Here is an 18,033-nt window from a genome sequence, read left to right as displayed (position 1 = left end):
GACGAAAGGACACCGACAATGAGCGCCACCAATGTCAGCCCCACCCCGCAGTACGCAGTCACGAACCCCAGCACCGGGGAACTGGTCAAGACCTTCTCGACAGCCACTGACGAACAGGTCACCGGTGCGGTTGCGGCCGCACATGAAGCGTTCGGAACGTGGGGACGCACCAGCGATGTCTCAGAGCGAGCCGCACTGGTGCGTCGCGTAGCTGACCTGCACACCGAGCGACGCGATGACCTTGCGGCCACGATGCACCGCGAGATGGGCAAGCCCATCGACGATGCGCTCGGCGAAGTCGACTTCAGCGCCGCGATCTACACATACTACGCAGACAACGCCGAGAAGTTCCTTGCAGACGAGTCCATCACCCTGCTTGACGGTGACGGAGACGCGTTGATCCGCCGCCGACCTCTCGGTGTTCTGCTCGGGATCATGCCGTGGAACTACCCGGCCTACCAGGTCGCCCGGTTCGCCGCGCCCAACCTGGCATTGGGCAACACCATCGTGCTCAAGCACGCCCCGCAGTGCCCCGAGTCCGCTGCAGCACTCGAACAGATCTTCCTTGACGCGGGATTCCCCAAGGGGGCGTACGTCAACGTCTACGCCAGCAACGAGCAGGTCGAACAGGTCATTGCGGATCCGCGTGTGCAGGGCGTTTCCCTGACTGGTTCGGAACGAGCCGGAGCAGCCGTCGCTGAGATCGCTGGCCGGCACTTGAAGAAGGTCGTGCTCGAGCTTGGCGGCTCGGACCCCTTCGTGGTGCTGGGGTCCGAGAACCTCGACGCCACCGTTGATGCCGCAGTCGCTGCTCGTCTGGAGAACACCGGCCAGGCATGCAACGCCGCCAAACGGATGATTGTCCACGAGGACCTCTACGACGACTTCGTCGCAAAGTTCACCGACAAGATCCTCGCCTCGGCACCGGCGCCCCTGTCCTCGGCGGCCGCCGCCGACAGGCTGGAAGCGCAGGTCCGCGGAGCCGTTGCCGCAGGCGCAAAGCTCGCCACGGCGGGGGAACGCCACGGTGCTCACTATCCCGCTGGCGTGCTGACCGGGGTCACGCGTGACAGCGCGGCCTACCGTGAGGAACTGTTCGGGCCCGTGGCCATGGTGTTCAAGGTCCACGACGAGTCCGAAGCCATCGAGGTCGCGAACGACACAGCCTATGGGCTCGGCTCCTACATCTTCACCGATGACGCCGAACAGGCCGCCCGCGTGGCCGACCAGCTGGACGCCGGCATGGTGTTCGTCAACTGCGTCGGCGCAGAAGGTGCCGAGCTGCCGTTCGGAGGCGTGAAGCGATCTGGGTTCGGGCGCGAGCTCGGCCGGTTCGGCATCGATGAGTTCGTCAACAAGAAGCTCATCCGGCGCGCCGGATGAGGCCACCCAGACCAGTCGACGCGACGGCGCGCCGTCCACGAAGCAAGCACCAAGGATAGAGATGTTCACCAACGCAGAAGCCGCGGCGACGAGTCAGCTCGGCACGAGCCGCGTCAAGCGCGGCATGGCCGAGATGCTCAAGGGCGGCGTGATCATGGACGTCGTCACCGCCGAGCAGGCGAAGATCGCCGAGGACGCCGGCGCCGTGGCCGTGATGGCCCTCGAGCGCGTCCCGGCCGACATCCGGGCCCAGGGCGGAGTGTCGCGGATGAGCGACCCCGACATGATCGACTCGATCATCGAGGCCGTCTCGATCCCGGTGATGGCCAAGGCCCGCATCGGCCACTTCGCCGAGGCGCAGGTCCTGCAGTCCCTCGGTGTCGACTACATCGACGAGTCCGAGGTGCTCACCCCGGCCGACTACGCCAACCACATCGACAAGTGGAACTTCACCGTCCCGTTCGTGTGCGGTGCGACCAACCTCGGTGAGGCGCTGCGCCGCATCACCGAGGGCGCGGCGATGATCCGCTCCAAGGGCGAGGCCGGCACCGGCGACGTCTCCAACGCCGTCATGCACATGCGCACCATCGGCGGCGAGCTGCGCCGCCTGCACTCCATGTCCGAGGACGAGCTCTACGTCGCGGCCAAGGAGCTGCAGGCCCCCTACGAGCTCGTCAAGGAGGTCGCGGCCGCGGGCAAGCTGCCGGTCGTGCTGTTCACCGCCGGCGGCATCGCCACCCCGGCCGACGCCGCGATGATGATGCAGCTCGGCGCCGAGGGCGTCTTCGTCGGCTCGGGCATCTTCAAGTCCGGCAACCCGGCCGAGCGCGCCGAGGCGATCGTCAAGGCCACCACCTTCTTCGACGACCCCGACGTGGTCGCCAAGGTCTCCCGCGGACTGGGCGAGGCCATGGTCGGCATCAACGTCGACGAGATCCCGCAGCTGCACCGCCTGGCCGAGCGCGGATGGTAACGGTCGTGAAGCGCGCAGTCCTGGGTTTGACCTTGCAACAACTTCGCGAGGAGTGTGGCCTTGACGACCGGACTTTCGCGACGGCTTGTGGCCTGTCCGTCGTGACCTTGCAGTGCTTGATGGAAAGCGAAGCGGTCGTGGACATCGACGTCCACAGCCTCCGGGCCAAGTTGAGGCAAACCCAGCGCCCATTCGCGTTCGAGTCGGCACTCCGGGTCTGACGTGCGACACGACACGTTCGCTGACCGACATCCATTCCTCACGCGGCCATGACCAGCAATCTTCCGCTCCAGGGTTACCTGGTCGCCGACTTCAGCCGCGTCCTGGCGGGTCCGCTGGCCACCTCCACCCTGGCTGACCTCGGTGCCCGCGTGGTCAAGGTCGAGCGCCCCGGATCGGGGGACGACACTCGCACGTGGGGGCCGCCGTGGACCATCAGCTCGAGTTCCTACTTCGAGTGCGCGAACCGTTCCAAGGAGTCCGTCGTCCTCGACCTGGACGACGCCAGCGATATTGCGCTGGCGCGTCGGCTCGCGCAGCGCGCCGACATCGTCGTCGAGAACTTCCGTGACGGGGTCATGACCCAACGAGGACTCGACTACGCCACGTTGAGTGCAACCAACCCCGGCCTCGTCTTCTGCTCTGTGACCGGCTTCGGAAGTGGGCAGGGTGCGGCCCTACCGGGCTACGACTTCCTCGTCCAGGCAGTCGGCGGCCTCATGAGCATCACCGGCGAGCCGGGGGAGAGTCCCACCAAGGTCGGGGTCGCGCTGGTCGACGTCCTCACCGGGAAGGACGCGGTCATCGGGATCCTCGCCGCGATCGCTGAACGGTCCATCTCGGGACGAGGGCAGCGGGTCGAGGTGAACCTCCTGTCCAGTCTCCTGGGCTCACTGGCCAACCAGGGGGCCTCGTTCCTCGCCACTGGCACGTCACCGGAGCGTGCGGGGAATCAGCATCCCTCCATCGCGCCGTACGAGACGCTGCAGTGCCAGGACGACGTACTCGTTGTCTGCTGCGGAAACGACGCTCAGTTCCATCGCCTGTGCGACGTCCTCGGACGACCCGAACTCATCCATGATCAACGGTTCGGCACCAACCACTCGCGCGTCGCCCATCGCGACGACTTGGTGCTGCTCCTTGAACAGGCGCTGGCTCGGGACACCGCGGAGGCGTGGACCGCCAAGCTCACCTCCGCCCGCGTATCGGCTGGTCGCGTGAACACGATCGCGGAGGCATTCGACCTGGCCACCGCGCTCGAGCTCAACCCCCTTGTTCCCATCGCGGACGCCACACCGCAGGTACGCCACCCGATCACCTACAGCCGCACCCCCGTCACCGAATACCAGGCACCGCCGCAACTCGACCAGAACGGCGACGACATCCGCCGCTGGCTTCAAGAGGAGACTCCTTGACCACCACGACACTCGACGTCGCCGGAATCGACGACCTTCTGAGCCCCCAGGAGAAGGATGTGCGATCGTCGGTACGGCAACTGTGCGCCGAACGACTGGACCCCTTCGTGGCCGACTGGTTCGAACGCGGCGAGATCGACGACCCACGCGGCCTGGCCAAGGACCTGGGAGGACTTGGTCTGCTTGGCATGCACCTCGAAGGCTACGGATGCGCCGGCATGTCCGCCGTGGAGTACGGCCTCGCCTGCCTAGAGCTCGAAGCCTCTGACTCCGGCGTGCGCTCCATGGTGTCCGTCCAGGGCTCCCTCGCCATGTACGCGATCTGGAAATGGGGTTCGGAGGAGCACAAGCAGAACTGGCTGCCCAGGATGGCGACGGGTGATGCGATCGGGTGCTTCGGACTCACCGAACCCGACGCTGGGTCCGATCCGGCAAGCATGCGCACTCGTGCACGCCAAGAACCGTCGGGAGACTGGATCCTCGACGGACGCAAGATGTGGATCACCAACGGATCGATCGCCGATGTCGCAGTCGTCTGGGCCAACACTTCCGAAGGCGTCCGCGGCTTCGTGGTACCGACCGACACCCAGGGCTTCGAGGCGTCTGCCATCACACACAAGATGTCCCTACGTGCCTCGGTCACCAGCGAGCTCGTCATGGACTCGGTGCGACTGCCGGCGACCTCCGCGCTTCCCCACGTTCGTGGTCTCAAGGGCCCGCTCTCCTGCCTGAACGAGGCCCGTTTCGGAATCGTGTGGGGTGTCATGGGGGCGGCCAGGTCCGCAGTGAGAGTGGCCGTGAAATATGCCGGCGAGCGCGAACAGTTCGGCAAGCCCATCGCTTCCTTCCAGCTCACCCAGCAGAAGCTGGTCGAGATGGAACTCGAGTACACCAAGGGCACCTTGCTCGCGCTTCACCTCGGCCGACGCAAGGATCTCGGAACCCTGCGACCCGAACAAGTGAGCCTCGGGAAGCTCAACAACGTGCGAGAAGCACTGGAGATCTGCCGAACCGCCCGAACGGTGCTCGGCGCCAGCGGCATCTCGTTGGAGTTCCCAGTCATTCGGCATGCGAACAACCTCGAGTCCGTCCTGACTTATGAGGGAACCGTCGAGATGCACACCCTCGTTGTGGGCCAAGCCATGACTGGCATCCCAGCCTTCCGCTAGAGGAGAGCCTCCCAGCGTCCCGCGACACCCAGCCCAGCAGCAGTCCACACTGCCGCGGATCCACAGGCCTTCTGATGCCTCGAATGGAGAACGATCATGAACATCTTGCGAGCCGAAACCCTGCCGTCCTTGGCACGCGTCGGGGCAAGGGACCGTGCCGCGCTCACCGTGGCAGCCGTCCAAACCCAGTGGCACGAGGACGCGGACGAACATGCTGCCGTGATCGAAGACGGGGTCCGATCAGCGGCCGACGCCGGCGCCGAAGTCGTCTTCCTGCCCGAGCTCACCCTCATGCGCTATCCCGCTGATGTCCCCGCTGGCGACCGTCCCGTCGACGGCGCTGAGGACCTCGAACACGGCCCCACATTCGGCCTCGCCTCCAGGCTGGCGAATGCCCACGGCGTGTTCGTCCACGCCTCGCTCTACGAACGGGCCGCCCCCGGTGACGACGGACGCGGCTACAACACCGCCATCATGGTCGCCCCCGATGGTCGGCTCGTCGGACGCACACGCAAGTTGCACATCCCGGTGACGGCGGGCTACTACGAGGACACCTACTTCCGCCCGGGCCCTGCGGAGACGCCCTACCCGGTGTACGAGTTGCCGCTCCCGTCTGCGCCCAAGGTCGGCCTCCCGACCTGCTGGGACGAATGGTTCCCGGAGGTGGCTCGGGCCTACTCCTTGGCGGGCGCGGAGGTGCTCGCCTACCCCACGGCCATCGGGTCTGAACCTGACCACGACGACTTCGATACCCAGCCCCTGTGGCGTCACGTCATCGTCGGGCACGGGATCACCAGCGGACTCTTCATGGTGGTTCCGAACCGGTGGGGCGATGAAGGCCTCATCACGTTCTACGGTTCCTCGTTCATCAGCGACCCCTACGGTCGCGTGCTCGTGGAAGCGCCCAGGGCGGGCGACGTGGTGCTGGTGGCCACGCTCGACCTGGACCAGCGCACCGACTGGCTGGAACTGTTCCCGTTCCTCACCACACGGCGGCCTGACACCTACGGGACCCTCGTGGCGCCGCAGGGCGCGATCAGCGGGTCCCTCGTCGGAGACCACCACGCCGCGCACACCGAAAGGTCGTCATGATGAAGCCGCCAGCGGGTCCTGTGGACGCTTCCCGAGTCCCGCGCTTCGCGGGTCCAGCAACGTTCGCCAAATTGCCCGAGCTGGACGCTGTCGCCGAGGCTGACGTAGCCATCGTGGGTGTGCCATTCGACTCCGGTGTGTCCTACCGTCCTGGAGCGCGATTCGGCCCGAGCCATGTCCGTGCTGCCTCCAAGCTGATGCGGCCCTACCACCCCGCTCTGGACGTGCACCCGTTCGGAGTTCAGCAGGTCGCCGACGCCGGAGACCTCGCCGTGAACCCGTTCGATCTCGTCGAAGCGATCGACACGATCGAGCGAGGAGCCGACGGACTCGCCGAGCGCTCGCGCTCTCTGTTGACTATCGGTGGCGACCACACCATCGCGTTGCCTCTGCTTCGCTCCCTGCACCGTCGGCACGGACCCATCTCCGTGCTCCACTTCGACGCCCACCTCGACACCTGGGACACCTACTTCGGCGCTCCTTACACGCACGGGACGCCTTTCCGCCGAGCCTCCGAGGAAGGCCTCCTCGATCCAGAGGGATGCCTTCACGTGGGGATCCGCGGCCCTTTGTACGGCGCCCAGGACTTGGCGGACGACCGAGCACTCGGATTCCAGGTGGTGTCAGCGGACGACTATCAGACCCACGGGTTGAGCGCGGTGACGGATCGCATGAAGGAGCGGCTCGGGGACCGGCCCGTCTACGTCTCGATCGACATCGACGTACTCGATCCGGCGTTCGCTCCCGGGACCGGGACCCCCGAGGCTGGCGGGCTCACGAGCCGCGAGCTGTTGCATACCCTGCGCACCTTGGTCGGCTGCCAAGTTGTCGGAGCCGACATCGTCGAAGTAGCGCCTGCATACGACCATGCCGAGATCACAGGAATCGCGGCAGCCCACGTGGCGTACGAGCTCTTGGCAGTTCTGGGACGGAACTCGACGTCGCAGCCGTGACCCAGGGTCCCGAGGAATCTAGACCGCCCGGCAGAAGGGGTGCAGCGAGGCAGCTCCTTGTCCATTCGGGACTGCTGCACGAATGGTGGTGCAGGTCAGAGCCTCCATCAGACCCGCGGCGACTGCCCCGTCTTGGGCAACGAGGGCCGTGCCCGGGGTCTCCGAACACGGCCCTCGTGCGGCGTGTCGCTGCTACTCGCCTGTCCCGCCGATGTGCGCGGCCCACGGGTAGAAGGTGTAGTTGAACGCGGCCGGTGCGCCGGTGATTCGGTTGTGCTGCCACACGGCGTTGTCCTGGTAGATGCCCGGGGTCATGGGCAGCAGGTCCTCACGCAGTTTCCGCTCGATGTCGGCGGTGAGACTGGCCCGCTCGTTGATGTCCTTGGTGGCGACGGCCTCTGCCCACATGTCGTCGATGCCGTCGTAGCCATAGGGGTTGAACGAGCCGCCGGTGACGGCCGTGATCTGCATCCAGTCCAGGGGGTTGGGGATGTTCGGCCAGAAGGTGGTGTAGAGGATGTCGGTGGTGCCGCGGGTCTTCGGGTCGTACAGGTAGTTGGTGTACTGCGTCGCGGGGACAACCTGCAGCTCGAAGTTCAGCCCCAGCTGGTCCGCGGCGGCCTTCACTGCGACGCCGAGCTGCTGGGTCTCCGCCTGCTCGGGCACCACCATCGTGATGGTCTTGGCCAGTGCCTCCTTCGAGGCGGCCTCGAGGGCCGACTTGGCGGCCTCGAGGTTCGGTTCGCCAGTCGTCTCGTACTCATCGGCCAGCGCAGTGAGCTGTTCCTCGGCGGAGCCGTAGGAGGCGGGTGCTGTCTGCAGCGGTGCCGGGCCGCCGATGCCCCCGAAGGCCTCGGTTGCGATCCCGGCCCAGTCGATGTTGGCCTGGAGGGCCTTGCGGATGGCGGAGTCGGCCATCGCGCCCTTGGGGTTGGGGAAGAACAGCGTGACGACCAGCGGCGCCGGCCCGAACGCCAGCTCACCGACCTCGCTGCCCATCAGCCGCTTGGTGGCGGCCGCCGGCGGGGCGTAGGTGCCGTCGATCTCGCCGGTCAGCAGCGCGGAGGTGATGGCGTTGTCGTCAGTGAGGAACGTGAACTTCAGCTGCTCGGTCTTCGGCTTGAGCGCGTCGTTCCAGTACCCGTCGTATCGGCTGAGGGTGATGGAGTCTCCGCGCTTCCAGGAGTCGAACTGGAACGGCCCCGTGCACATCAGGCCGCCTTCGGCGGTCCCGAGGTCGTCAGGGTGCGCCTCGAGGTACTTCTTCTGCACCACGACGCCCGCGTAGCTGGCGAGCTGGTCGTTGAACAGGTAGTTGGGCTTCTTCAGCTTCACGGTGACCTGCATGGGTCCGGTCTCGGTCACGGAGTCCACGCCGGCGTACAGGTAGTGCTGGAACGAGGTGGGATTCTCGAGGCTGTAGTTCATCGACGCCGCCACATCGGCGGCGGTCATCGGGGAGCCGTCCCAGAATGTGACCCCCTCGCGTAGGGCATAGACCCAGGTGAGGGGGTCGATGTTCTTGTACGACTGCGCCAGGTTGGGCTTGATCTCGAAGTCTGGCGTCTGCTGCAGCAGCGTCTCGCACATGTTCGAGTTGATCATGTTGGGCGCGTAATCGGCCGAGTTGAACGGGTTCAGCGTCCAGGGCTCGCCCTGAAACACGTTCCAGCTCACGGAGTCGACTTCCGTCGTCGGTTCCGGGGTCATGGTCGTGAGCTCGTAGGACGACTCCTTGTCCGACTGATCGCGTTCCGGGCTGCTCGCGCAGGCAGCGAGCGTGCCACTCGCCAAGATGGCAACTCCGGCCAGCGCGGCCAGTCGTCGTTGGGTGCTGTGTGTCATACGGTTCTCCGTTGGGTCAGAGCTCGGCGTCGGCGCGGCGGCTCAGTGTTAGGTGTGTGCAGGCGGGATCGCCGCGAGCGGGCCTTGTCATGGCCCGTGAAGCGGCGGGGTGGCCCTTGTGGTCGAGCAGCTGGCGATCGGCCGCTGCTCGGCAATGTCGGCGCTACCCACCACGGCCGTGCCGTCGGGGGTTACCCGCGCGGCGGCCAGACTGGGGTACCGGAGGGAAGCTCATGGTGAGGTGGTCGCCGCCAGCCCCGCGGGGGCCAGCTGGGCGGACAGCGAACGCAGGGTGCCGGCCGGCACGCCGAGCTCGCGTTCGGTGGTGTCGAACAGCAAGGTGCCGACGAGGTCGGTCACCTCGGTGACGTCCTTGTTGACGTAAGTCGTGGTCGCGTCGAGCAGGATGAAGATGAGCAGCGCAGACCGCTCGATGGTCGTGCAGGCGAATGTGCCGCCCTCCACTCCAGCTCGGATCAGCTGGATCAGTTGGTGTCGGTTCGTCTCCTCCTGCGCGGTCACCACGGCCCGCAGGGCCGCGTTGTGGCGGCTCACGATTCTGGCGCTCATCCACAGTCGGCTGAAGTCAGCGGCATCGGGGGAGAGAACCCCGTCGAGCAGCGTGACAACGCGGCGGTCCACGGACCGGGTGTCGTCCGCGGGGAACAAGATCTGGCTCTCGCCGTTCGTCGCGTGGGCGAAGGCGGCCGCCACGAGAGCGTCAACTTCCGAGAAGTAGTGGCTGATGAGCCCAGGGCGCACGTGCACGGCGGCCGCGACGCGACGCAGCGTGATGCACTCCAGGCCCTCACGAAGGGCGACCTCGGCCGCTGCGGTGACGATCTCGGCTCGCCGGTGCTCAGGCGAAAGCCGTGTCCGCGGTCGGCCCGTTGCTGTCGTCACGGAGGGAACTTAGCCGCTTTTGGTCGTTTGGCCAATAGGTTGTTGGTCAGAGGGCCAACAAATCTCGGCAGCCGACCGGTGAGGGGACAGGCGTCCCGATGGGCCCGACGCGTGCCGCCAATCACTACACGCGCCCGGCGTTGTGGGCACGCTGCCCTAGGCTCAGGCCGGTGAGTACGCCTTCGCGTCGTAACCGCCGGCTGGACCGGCCGCGCGAGCGGGTACTGGAGGCTGCGTGGGAGCTGGTGATCGAACGAGGCCTCGCTGAGCTGACCCTGGCCGAGCTGGGCCGGCGCGTGGAGACCAGCGCCAGTCACCTGCTCTACTACTTCGGGTCCAAGGACGAGCTGCTCCTCGACGTGCTGCGGTGGAGCGAGAGCCAGCTCGCCGTAGAGCGGGCCGCGGTGATGGCGTCGGAGAACTCGGTGTCCGACAAGCTCGAGGGGCTCGTGAACCTCTACGTCCCCACCGGTCCGGCCGACCCGCGGTGGCTGCTGTGGATCGAGATGTGGCCCCGGGCCCTGCGCGTCGAAGGACTCGCCAGATCGCAGGCAGCCTTGGACCACGAGTGGCGCCCAGACTTCACGGCACTGCTTGACGAAGCCGGCGTGCACGAGCCAGAGCTCGTGATGCGTCGCATCGTCGCCCTGCTGGACGGGCTCAGCGTCGCGATCATGACTGGCGAGGACGCCATCGACGTCTCACTCGTGTGGCGCCACGTCGCCGCCCTCGTGCCCGAGCTCGCCCCCACGCACTGACCAGCGCGGCCCATGGGGCCATCACGCCCGCGGCGACCCTTGATTCGGGTTTCGCGATCCGGTCGCCACTTGCGGCGTTGGGGGCCGGGGCCTATCTTGGGCGCAAGTTTGAGCGCCGTTCAAATCAAGCAGCAGTCGGTCAGGATGGAGAGAAGCACGTGAGTGGCAGGAGCATCGGCGAGTGGTCCATGCCTTCGGAGACCGATCCGCACGAGTGCACGTGGATGGCGTGGCCGGGCGGCGGCTACACCCTCGGCGACACCGCTCATGAAGCGGACGTGGCTCGTGCGATGTGGGCGTCGGTCGCCAACACCATCGCGGAGTACGAGCCGCTGCGCATGCTCGTGCCGCCCCGCGAGCGTGAGAAGGCCCGGCGGCTGCTCGCCGATGACATCGACGTCCACGAGGTGCAGCTCGATGATGCCTGGTATCGCGACATCGGACCTACGTTCGTCCACGGCCGCGCCGCGTCAGGAGGTTCGGGCGCCTCTGGTGGCTTCAGTCCCCTGGGGGCGGTGAACTGGGTCTTCAACGGGTGGGGCCAGCAGGACTGGGCCACCTGGGATCACGACGCCCTCGCAAGTGGCGTGGCGACCGACGTCAGTGGCGCGACACGGATCGACTCTCCCATGGTCAACGAGGGCGGCGGCATCCACACCGACGGCCGCGGAACGTTCCTCGTGACCGAGACGGTGCAGCTCGATCAGCTGCGCAACTCCGGCTGGACCAAGCAGCAGGTGGAGGACGAGCTGAACCGCACCCTCGGCGCCCGGTCGGTGATCTGGTTGCCGCGCGGCCTGACCCGCGACAGCGAACGGTTCGGCACGAAGGGCCACGTCGACCTGCTCGCCACCTTCGACGCCACGGGCCGTGTGTTGGTGCATCACCAAACAAACGCGGAACACCCCGACCACGCCGTGTCCCAGCAGCTGTTCGCGGTGCTTTCCGCAGCCACGGACGCGGACGGCAACCCGATGGACCTGGTGGCGCTGCCAGCACCAACCGTGCTCCGCGACCACCACGGGTTCGTCGACTACAGCTACGTCAACCACTACGTCGCCAACGGTGTCGTGGTGGCTTGCGCGTTCGGCGACCCCGGCGATGACGTCTCTCGTGAAGTCCTGGCCGCCGCTTACCCCGGCCGGAACGTCGTGCAGCTCGACGCACGACCCCTGTTCGAGCGCGGAGGCGGGATCCACTGCATCACCCAGCAGCAGCCGGCCGCCCCAGCTGTGTCTCCTCGCTGATGGGCACCGCAGTCGTCCGCACCGACGCGGCGGACCCGCGCACACGGGGCTACGAGCTGGGCGCGACTTCGCCGGTCGGTCGCGTGTGGGACACCTACAAGGCCATCTTCGCCGAGAACGGCGTGACCCACCTCGCCCACGACGTCGCCGAGGCGTCGTTCGACCGCGTGCAGGACTGGGCCCCCGACCTGGCCGAGGAGATGCTCGGCATCGCCGAGGGCAGCGGCCTGCTCCCGTGGAACATCGCTGCTCTCAACGCGCGCAGCGAAATCCTGGCCCACGCCGTCACCCGGCTGCCGGGTGAATGCTCCACGGCCGTCTTCCTGCCCAGCTCGGGTGCACCGCGGACCATCCAGACGTGGGACTGGCACGAAGCGCTCGCCGACCTGACCGTCGCGTGGCAGCTTCGGTCGTCGTCCGGCGCGACCGTCAAGACACTGACGGAGTGCGGCATCGTCGGGAAGATCGGTGTCTCGAGGGCAGGCCTTGGCGTTCACTTCAACCTGCTTCGTCACGGATCGGACTCGGGTGACCCGGGGGTCCCGGTCCACGTGCTGGCGAGACGAGTCCTCGACGAGGCCGTCGACGTGGACTCAGCGGAGGCCATCATCGGGTCGGCCCCTGTGTCGTCGTCTGTCGCGCTGACCGTGATCGCCTTCGACGGCCGCCGCGCCACGGGCGCATGCTTCGAGGTTGCGCCGACGGGAGTGAGCCGGATGGACGCGAACCCTGATGGATTCCTGCGTCACACCAACCACTTCATCGACACCAGCCTCTCTCAAGGTCGGCGCCCCAGTCCCCTCGAGCCCGACAGCCGGGCCCGCCTGATCCGCCTCGCCGCCAAAGCCCCAGAGCTCACAAGCGAGGACCTCCGCGCCAGGACAGCCGCCATGCTGAGCCATACCAGCGACGGCGCGGCTATCTGCCGACACCCTGGCCGCCCCGACGACCCGAGCCAGCGGTGGCGCACCCTCGTCACCATCTCGCTCGACCTCGAGCGGTCGCAACTGCGGTATCGGGACGGAAACCTGTGCGACACCACCGCAGACGACTGGCTCGAAATCTGAATCCTCGACTCGCGAGCCCAGCCTGCGGGGTCGCTGCGAGCTTCCCATGACGGCCACTGGAACGGTCGCTGAACCGTCATCCGGCCGCCACCCAGAACGGAATCCCATGTCCACCGCGCTGCCCCTCCTGCGGCTCGCGGTCGCCGCCGAGGTCGCCGCGGGGCTGGGCGACTGCTGGGGCGCACCGAAGATGCTGGCCCTACTGAGTGTGGCCGTCGGAGTCGTGATCCTCAACCTTCAGGGCGCGCACTGGCCAAGCTAGGCACGTGCGCTCGCTGCCGCCCCTGCCGACAGGGCCGTACAAACGACGCGCCTAGCGCCGAGCCGACGTGGACTCGCGCACGATGAGGTGGTTCTCGGCTCCCCTCAGCGGCCATCGCGGAGGTTGACCGGACAAGGCGGCGACCAGTGCGTTCACGGCCGTGCGCGCGTTCTGCTCCGGGTTGAGGTCCAGGGCGGTGATAGGCGGCTCCGAGGTACGGCACATCACGGCGTCGGAGCCCGCAACGACCTGCACGTCATCCGGGATGCGCAGAGACAGCTCCTTCGCGGCGTCGGCGACGCCGGCGGCGTGCCGGCCGGTGAGGCAGTACACCGCGTCCGGCCGCCCACCCCGGCCCGACTGACCGTCGAGCTTCCCGCTGAGCAGGTCGAGACCGAGTGCGCGACCGCCGGCCACGCCGCTGCTCTCGTCCAGCGCGTGGACGTCCACAAGGTGGCCGTGGCGCTGGACCCACGCCACGTACGCGGCATGGGCGACACGGTTCCAGTCGTTGCGGTCAGTACCAGTGACCAGCGCAATCCGTCGGGCTCCGCCCGCGGTGAGGTGCGCCAAGATCCGATCGGTATCCGCTTCCGCGTCGTGGGTCACCGCGGGCGTGTCGTCGGATGAGTCTGGAGCGACGCCGACGGCCACGTACGGGGTCCCGCGGCGGCGTAGCAGCGCAATGAGCGGGTCGTCCTCGACGGGTGAGTCCACGATGAACCCGTCCGCAGCGGGTCCAGGCGCCGGTGCGTCGTCGCGGGTGGGGTCCGAGGCGAGCAGCAGACCGTAGCCACGGTCGACCGCGCTCAACGCTGCTGAGCCGGCGAAGCGCAGGAAGTAGTCAACGCCCTCGGGGTTGGCGGTGTCGAGGCTGTCGAGAGGCCGGATGATCAGCGCGATGACTCCCAGTCGGGATTGCCGCAACCCCCGAGCGACGGCATTCGGTTCGTAGCCGAGCTCGGCAGCGACGGCCCGCACCCGCTCCGAGGTCGCCGGACTGACGGTGCCTTTGCCGTTCATCGCGTGCGAGACGGTGGTGCGCGACACACCCGCCCGGAGCGCGACATCGGTGATGGTCGCCCGTCCGGCCCCTGCTGACACCGGCTGACAGTACCAAACCAGCTGGGCTCTGACTGGAGATCGGACCGCTTGCACAAATCGATTTGGTACGGTCAGCGGAACCGATCGTCACGAGGGGACAGTTGTTGATGGACACCATCGCGCCCGCCCGCGCCCGGCTTCACGTCGAAGCCACTCATTCCGACCGCTTCGAGCGCGGGCGCCTGCGCGGCGAACAGTTGCGCGAGGACTTCGCGGCCGCGTTCGACACCTACCTGCAGTTGTTCGCTCAGGTGGGGATCACTGAGTCCGAGGCCCGCGACCACGCATTGCGGTCCGCGGACGCTGTGGGGGAGTGGCGGCACGGCTGTATCGACGAGATGGGCGGGGTCGCGGCCGGTGCGGGCGTCGATCCGTGGCAGGTCTACGCCCTGAACGCGCGCACCGAAATCCTTGCCACCAGCTCTCGCGCGCTACCTGGCGAGTGCTCCACGATCGCGCACCGGCGCACCGAAGGGGATGGTGTGCAGACGTTCTCGGTCCAGACCTGGGACTGGCACGTCGAGTTGGACCAGTACTGGCACACCCACGAGACCCGCGGCGGCGCCCACGACGTGGTCGGGCTGGCTGAGCACGGCATGCTCGGCAAGATCGGCATGAACAGCGCCGGCCTGGCCACCCACTTCAACATCCTCGGCCACCACACCGACACTGTCGGCGGCGTGCCGGTCCACGTGCTGGCCGCGACCGTGCTCGAGGAGGCGGGGTCGGTCGCCGAGGCGGTGGAGATCATCCGCAGCGCCCCGGTGTCCGCATCCAGCGCGTTGACGCTGCTGGACGAGGACTCGGTGACGTCGGTGGAGATCGCCGGCTTCGGCGTGTGGCCCATCGAACCGGTCAACGGCACCGTGGTGCGGACCAACCACTTCCTCCACCCTCAGCCCCGAGACGGCGAACGAGGCGAGCTCTACCAGCCCGACTCGACCGACCGGTACGAACTTGTCCGCTCACGACTCGGCTACTACCCGGCCCCCAGGCAGTCCGACGACCTGCCCACCTACCTCTACTCGGACCCTGGCCAGCCAGCCCTGTGTCACATCCCAGACATGACGCTGAGCCTGGGGGAGCGGTGGGGAACCCTCGCGACCGTCGTCATGGAGCCCAGCACCCGCAGCGCACGTATTGCTGCCGGCACCCCCATCACCGCACGCGCCGCTGGCTGGCGCGACCTGGTGGCGTGAGCCGGCATGGATCAGCGAGCAGGCACCTCCAGCCAACGAGCCGAGACGCTGGACGTACGCCGGGCGGGGCGCGCAAGAGTGTGGCCGGGACCCGGGAGGGGCTGACCGATGCATCTCACCCCCACTGAACGTGACCGACTGCTGCTGTTCCTGGCCGCTGAATTGGCGCGTGCTCGCCGCTCGCGCGGACTCCTGCTCAACGCTCCCGAAGCCACCGCGCTGATCGCCGACGCTGTGGCGGAGGCTGCCCGCGAGGGGCGCCGACAGGCGGAAGCGGTCGCGACCGGTCAGCAGGTACTCACGCGAGACGAGGTGCTCCCAGGCGTCCCCGAGGTCGTCGGAACGGTCAACGTCGAAGCGACCTTCGAGGACGGCACCCGGCTGGTCGTCGTGCCCGACCCGTTCGGGACCGGGAGCCACACCGACACGACGCGCGCCGGCGAGGTACCCGACGCGGTGCACGCCTCAGGCCGCTCGGGCGACTCGCCGCTCGACTCGGTGGCTGCCGGCGCATTGCCGCCCGGGACGATCATTCCCGCCGGGGACCACCTCGCTCAGGCGCGCCGCGCCGCACGCGAACGCGAAGGGCGGGTCACCGTCGAGGTGCGCAACACCGGCGAGGTGCCGATCACGGTCACCTCACATTTCCACTTCTTCGAGGTGAATCCACGGCTGCGGTTCGACCGCGAGGCGGCCTACGGGCGCCGACTCGCGCTCCCGGGAGGTGAGACGGTGCGGTTCGCGCCGGGCGAGGACGTGACGGTGGAGCTGGTCGACATCGGCGGGGCCCGCATCGCCTACGGGTTCTCCGGCTATGTCGATGGTCCGCTCGACGACCCACAAGTGAAAGCGGCCGCGCTCCAGCGCGCCCGCGACGCAGTACGCAGGCACGACCACCAGCAGGGTGACCACAAGCAGGGCGACCAGACGCAGGGCGACCACGACCAGGACGCCAACGACCAGGAGGAGAACAGATGAGCGCGTCACGGTTCTCCGTCGGCGACCGGATCGTCCTGGGCGACACCGGCCTGGTCATCGAGGTCGAGTCGGACGCCGAGAACCCTGGCGATGAGTTCAGCGTCGGGTTCGCCCAGACGGCCCGCGACGGACTGCACCTCAAGGCCGCAGCCGCCACACAGACGTGCGACGTCGTGGTGGTCAACGCGCTGGTGCTCGACCCGCTTCTGGGCATCGTTCGTACGTCTATCGGCATTCGCGAGGGCCGCATCAGCAGCATCGGCCGCGCCGGGAACCCCGACACCATGGACGGTGTCGAGGTGGTGGTCGGCACTGGCACGAGCATCATCGACGCGGACGGGCTGTTGCTCACCGCCGGCGTCATCGACACCCACGTGCATCTGCTGACGCCGCGCGTGATGGAGGAAGCCATCTCCAGCGGCGTGACCACCGTCATCGGGCAGGAGTTCGGGCCGGTGTGGGGAGTCGGGGTGAACTCCCCGTGGGCATTGAGGACCGCGACCGCAGCCTTCGACGCCTGGCCGGTCAACATCGGCTTCCTGGGGCGCGGCTCTTCCTCCACCCCCGGCGCGCTCACCGAAGCCCTCGTCGAGGGAGGCGCCTGCGGGTTCAAGGTGCACGAGGACCTCGGCGCTCACCCCCGCGCCCTGGACACCGCGCTGACTGTCGCCGACGAGTACGACGTGCAGGTGGCGCTGCACACCGACGGCCTCAACGAGTCCGGGTCGGTGGCCGACACGCTTGCCGTCATCGGCGGACGGACCGTGCACGCGTTCCACATCGAAGGGTGCGGCGGCGGACACGTGCCCGACGTGCTGCAGATGGCCGGGGTGCAGAACGTGATCGGGTCCTCGACCAACCCCACGCTGCCTTACGGACGCGACGCCATCGCCGAGCACCTCCCGATGATCTTGGCGGTTCACGGCCACAGCATGGACCACGCAGCAGACGAGCAACGGGCAGCCGAACGTGTCCGGGCAGGCACCATGGCAGCCGAAGACGTCCTGCACGACCTAGGCGTCATCCCGATCACCTCCTCTGACGCCCTCGGCATGGGCCGCGCCGGGGAGACGGTGCGCCGCACCTTTGCGCTCGCCGGCAAGATGAAGGGAGAACGTGGCCCCGAGCACGAACGGCACGACAACGAGCGGGTGCTGCGCTACCTGGCCAAGCTGACCGTGAACCCGGCGCTCGCGCACGGACTCGGCCACGACATCGGCACCGTCGCGGTGGGCAAGCGCGCCGACCTTGTCCTGTGGTCGGCGAGCCGATTCGGCACCACCCCCGAGATGGTCCTCAAGTCCGGGTTCCCCGCATGGGGCGTCACCGGTGACCCCAACGCCTCCATCACACACGCAGAACCGCTCGTCATGGGCCCCCTGTTCGGCGCCCACGGCGCAGCCGCGGTCGAATTGTCGGTCGCCTACGTCTCAGCAGCAGCGGTCGCCAACGGAGGCGACCGGACCCCCACCCGGCGGCTGCGGGTCGCGGTCAACGGCGTCCGGTCCGTCGACCTGACCACCATGGTGCGACACGGACGTCTCGGGGAAGTCCATGTCGACGTGACGTCCGCGCAGGTGTCCCTCGATGGCGAGCTCCTCACCAGCGAGCCGGCCGAACGCATCGCGTTGTCCCGAACCTACTTCCTCTGACCCCGCCGAAGCGCCGACAATCCGGCCCGCTCG

At 67.8% G+C, this 18,033-nt stretch carries 16 protein-coding genes and 1 pseudogene; 13 read left to right on the top strand and 4 right to left on the bottom strand.

What is annotated here, in order from left to right; all coding sequences use genetic code 11:
* The first annotated feature begins 18 nt into the window (after positions 1-18).
* From EXE59_RS18775 to speB, 6 genes are all read left to right on the top strand, one after another.
* Complete coding sequence (locus EXE59_RS18775; RefSeq protein ID WP_135840260.1) at positions 19-1,383, top strand: NAD-dependent succinate-semialdehyde dehydrogenase; 1,365 nt, start codon at positions 19-21, stop codon at positions 1,381-1,383.
* 61 nt (positions 1,384-1,444) lie between these two features.
* On the top strand, positions 1,445-2,356 hold the full coding sequence (gene pdxS / locus EXE59_RS18770; RefSeq protein WP_135840259.1) for a pyridoxal 5'-phosphate synthase lyase subunit PdxS: 912 nt from the start codon (positions 1,445-1,447) through the stop codon (positions 2,354-2,356).
* A gap of 269 nt (positions 2,357-2,625) precedes the next feature.
* Entirely contained in the window at positions 2,626-3,771 is a 1,146-nt protein-coding gene (locus EXE59_RS18765; RefSeq protein ID WP_135840258.1) for a CaiB/BaiF CoA transferase family protein, read from the top strand.
* The gene (locus EXE59_RS18760; protein WP_135840257.1) at positions 3,768-4,940 is read left to right on the top strand and encodes an acyl-CoA dehydrogenase family protein; all 1,173 of its coding nucleotides are present in this window, start codon (positions 3,768-3,770) and stop codon (positions 4,938-4,940) included. The genes EXE59_RS18765 and EXE59_RS18760 overlap by 4 nt, the downstream gene beginning before the upstream one ends.
* Before the next feature lie 96 nt (positions 4,941-5,036).
* The gene (locus EXE59_RS18755; protein ID WP_135840256.1) at positions 5,037-6,032 is read left to right on the top strand and encodes a nitrilase-related carbon-nitrogen hydrolase; all 996 of its coding nucleotides are present in this window, start codon (positions 5,037-5,039) and stop codon (positions 6,030-6,032) included.
* Complete coding sequence (gene speB, locus EXE59_RS18750; RefSeq protein WP_425464523.1) at positions 6,029-6,985, top strand: agmatinase; 957 nt, start codon at positions 6,029-6,031, stop codon at positions 6,983-6,985. The genes EXE59_RS18755 and speB overlap by 4 nt, the downstream gene beginning before the upstream one ends.
* 192 nt (positions 6,986-7,177) lie before the next feature.
* On the opposite strand, the gene EXE59_RS18745 is transcribed toward speB, so the two are convergent.
* From EXE59_RS18745 to EXE59_RS25165, 3 genes and pseudogenes are all read right to left on the bottom strand, one after another.
* The gene (locus tag EXE59_RS18745; protein WP_168218603.1) at positions 7,178-8,590 is read right to left on the bottom strand and encodes an ABC transporter substrate-binding protein; all 1,413 of its coding nucleotides are present in this window, start codon (positions 8,588-8,590) and stop codon (positions 7,178-7,180) included.
* A gap of 471 nt (positions 8,591-9,061) precedes the next feature.
* Positions 9,062-9,544 (bottom strand): TetR family transcriptional regulator C-terminal domain-containing protein, encoded by a 483-nt coding sequence (locus EXE59_RS18740; RefSeq protein ID WP_246056896.1) that lies wholly within the window; start codon positions 9,542-9,544, stop codon positions 9,062-9,064.
* A pseudogene (locus EXE59_RS25165) lies at positions 9,545-9,733 on the bottom strand (TetR family transcriptional regulator); the annotation flags it as partial.
* A gap of 170 nt (positions 9,734-9,903) precedes the next feature.
* Between EXE59_RS25165 and EXE59_RS18735 the strand changes: the two are divergent.
* From EXE59_RS18735 to EXE59_RS23950, 4 genes are all read left to right on the top strand, one after another.
* Entirely contained in the window at positions 9,904-10,491 is a 588-nt protein-coding gene (locus EXE59_RS18735) for a TetR/AcrR family transcriptional regulator (protein WP_246056895.1), read from the top strand.
* Between the two features lie 77 nt (positions 10,492-10,568).
* Positions 10,569-11,738, top strand: coding sequence for an agmatine deiminase family protein (locus EXE59_RS18730; protein WP_246056893.1), 1,170 nt, complete (start codon positions 10,569-10,571; stop codon positions 11,736-11,738).
* On the top strand, positions 11,738-12,805 hold the full coding sequence (locus EXE59_RS18725; RefSeq protein ID WP_135840251.1) for a C45 family autoproteolytic acyltransferase/hydrolase: 1,068 nt from the start codon (positions 11,738-11,740) through the stop codon (positions 12,803-12,805). The genes EXE59_RS18730 and EXE59_RS18725 overlap by 1 nt, the downstream gene beginning before the upstream one ends.
* A gap of 106 nt (positions 12,806-12,911) precedes the next feature.
* A complete protein-coding gene (locus tag EXE59_RS23950) occupies positions 12,912-13,067 on the top strand; it encodes a hypothetical protein (protein WP_168218602.1) in 156 nt (51 codons plus the stop codon).
* Between the two features lie 51 nt (positions 13,068-13,118).
* On the opposite strand, the gene EXE59_RS18720 is transcribed toward EXE59_RS23950, so the two are convergent.
* Positions 13,119-14,171 (bottom strand): LacI family DNA-binding transcriptional regulator, encoded by a 1,053-nt coding sequence (locus EXE59_RS18720; protein WP_281280348.1) that lies wholly within the window; start codon positions 14,169-14,171, stop codon positions 13,119-13,121.
* Positions 14,172-14,278: 107 nt separating this feature from the next.
* Between EXE59_RS18720 and EXE59_RS18715 the strand changes: the two genes are divergently transcribed.
* The 3 genes from EXE59_RS18715 (at position 14,279) to EXE59_RS18705 (ending at position 18,000) form a co-directional block, all read left to right on the top strand.
* A complete protein-coding gene (locus EXE59_RS18715) occupies positions 14,279-15,370 on the top strand; it encodes a C45 family autoproteolytic acyltransferase/hydrolase (protein ID WP_135840250.1) in 1,092 nt (363 codons plus the stop codon).
* A gap of 108 nt (positions 15,371-15,478) precedes the next feature.
* On the top strand, positions 15,479-16,348 hold the full coding sequence (gene ureA, locus EXE59_RS18710) for an urease subunit gamma (protein ID WP_135840249.1): 870 nt from the start codon (positions 15,479-15,481) through the stop codon (positions 16,346-16,348).
* Positions 16,345-18,000 (top strand): urease subunit alpha, encoded by a 1,656-nt coding sequence (locus EXE59_RS18705; RefSeq protein WP_135840248.1) that lies wholly within the window; start codon positions 16,345-16,347, stop codon positions 17,998-18,000. Before ureA ends, EXE59_RS18705 begins: the two co-directional genes overlap by 4 nt.
* The last annotated feature ends 33 nt before the right edge of the window (positions 18,001-18,033 follow it).

The organism is Nocardioides eburneiflavus, from assembly GCF_004785795.1.
Taxonomy (GTDB): Bacteria; Actinomycetota; Actinomycetes; order Propionibacteriales; family Nocardioidaceae; genus Nocardioides; species Nocardioides eburneiflavus.
This window is presented reverse-complemented; position numbering and strand designations above follow the sequence as displayed.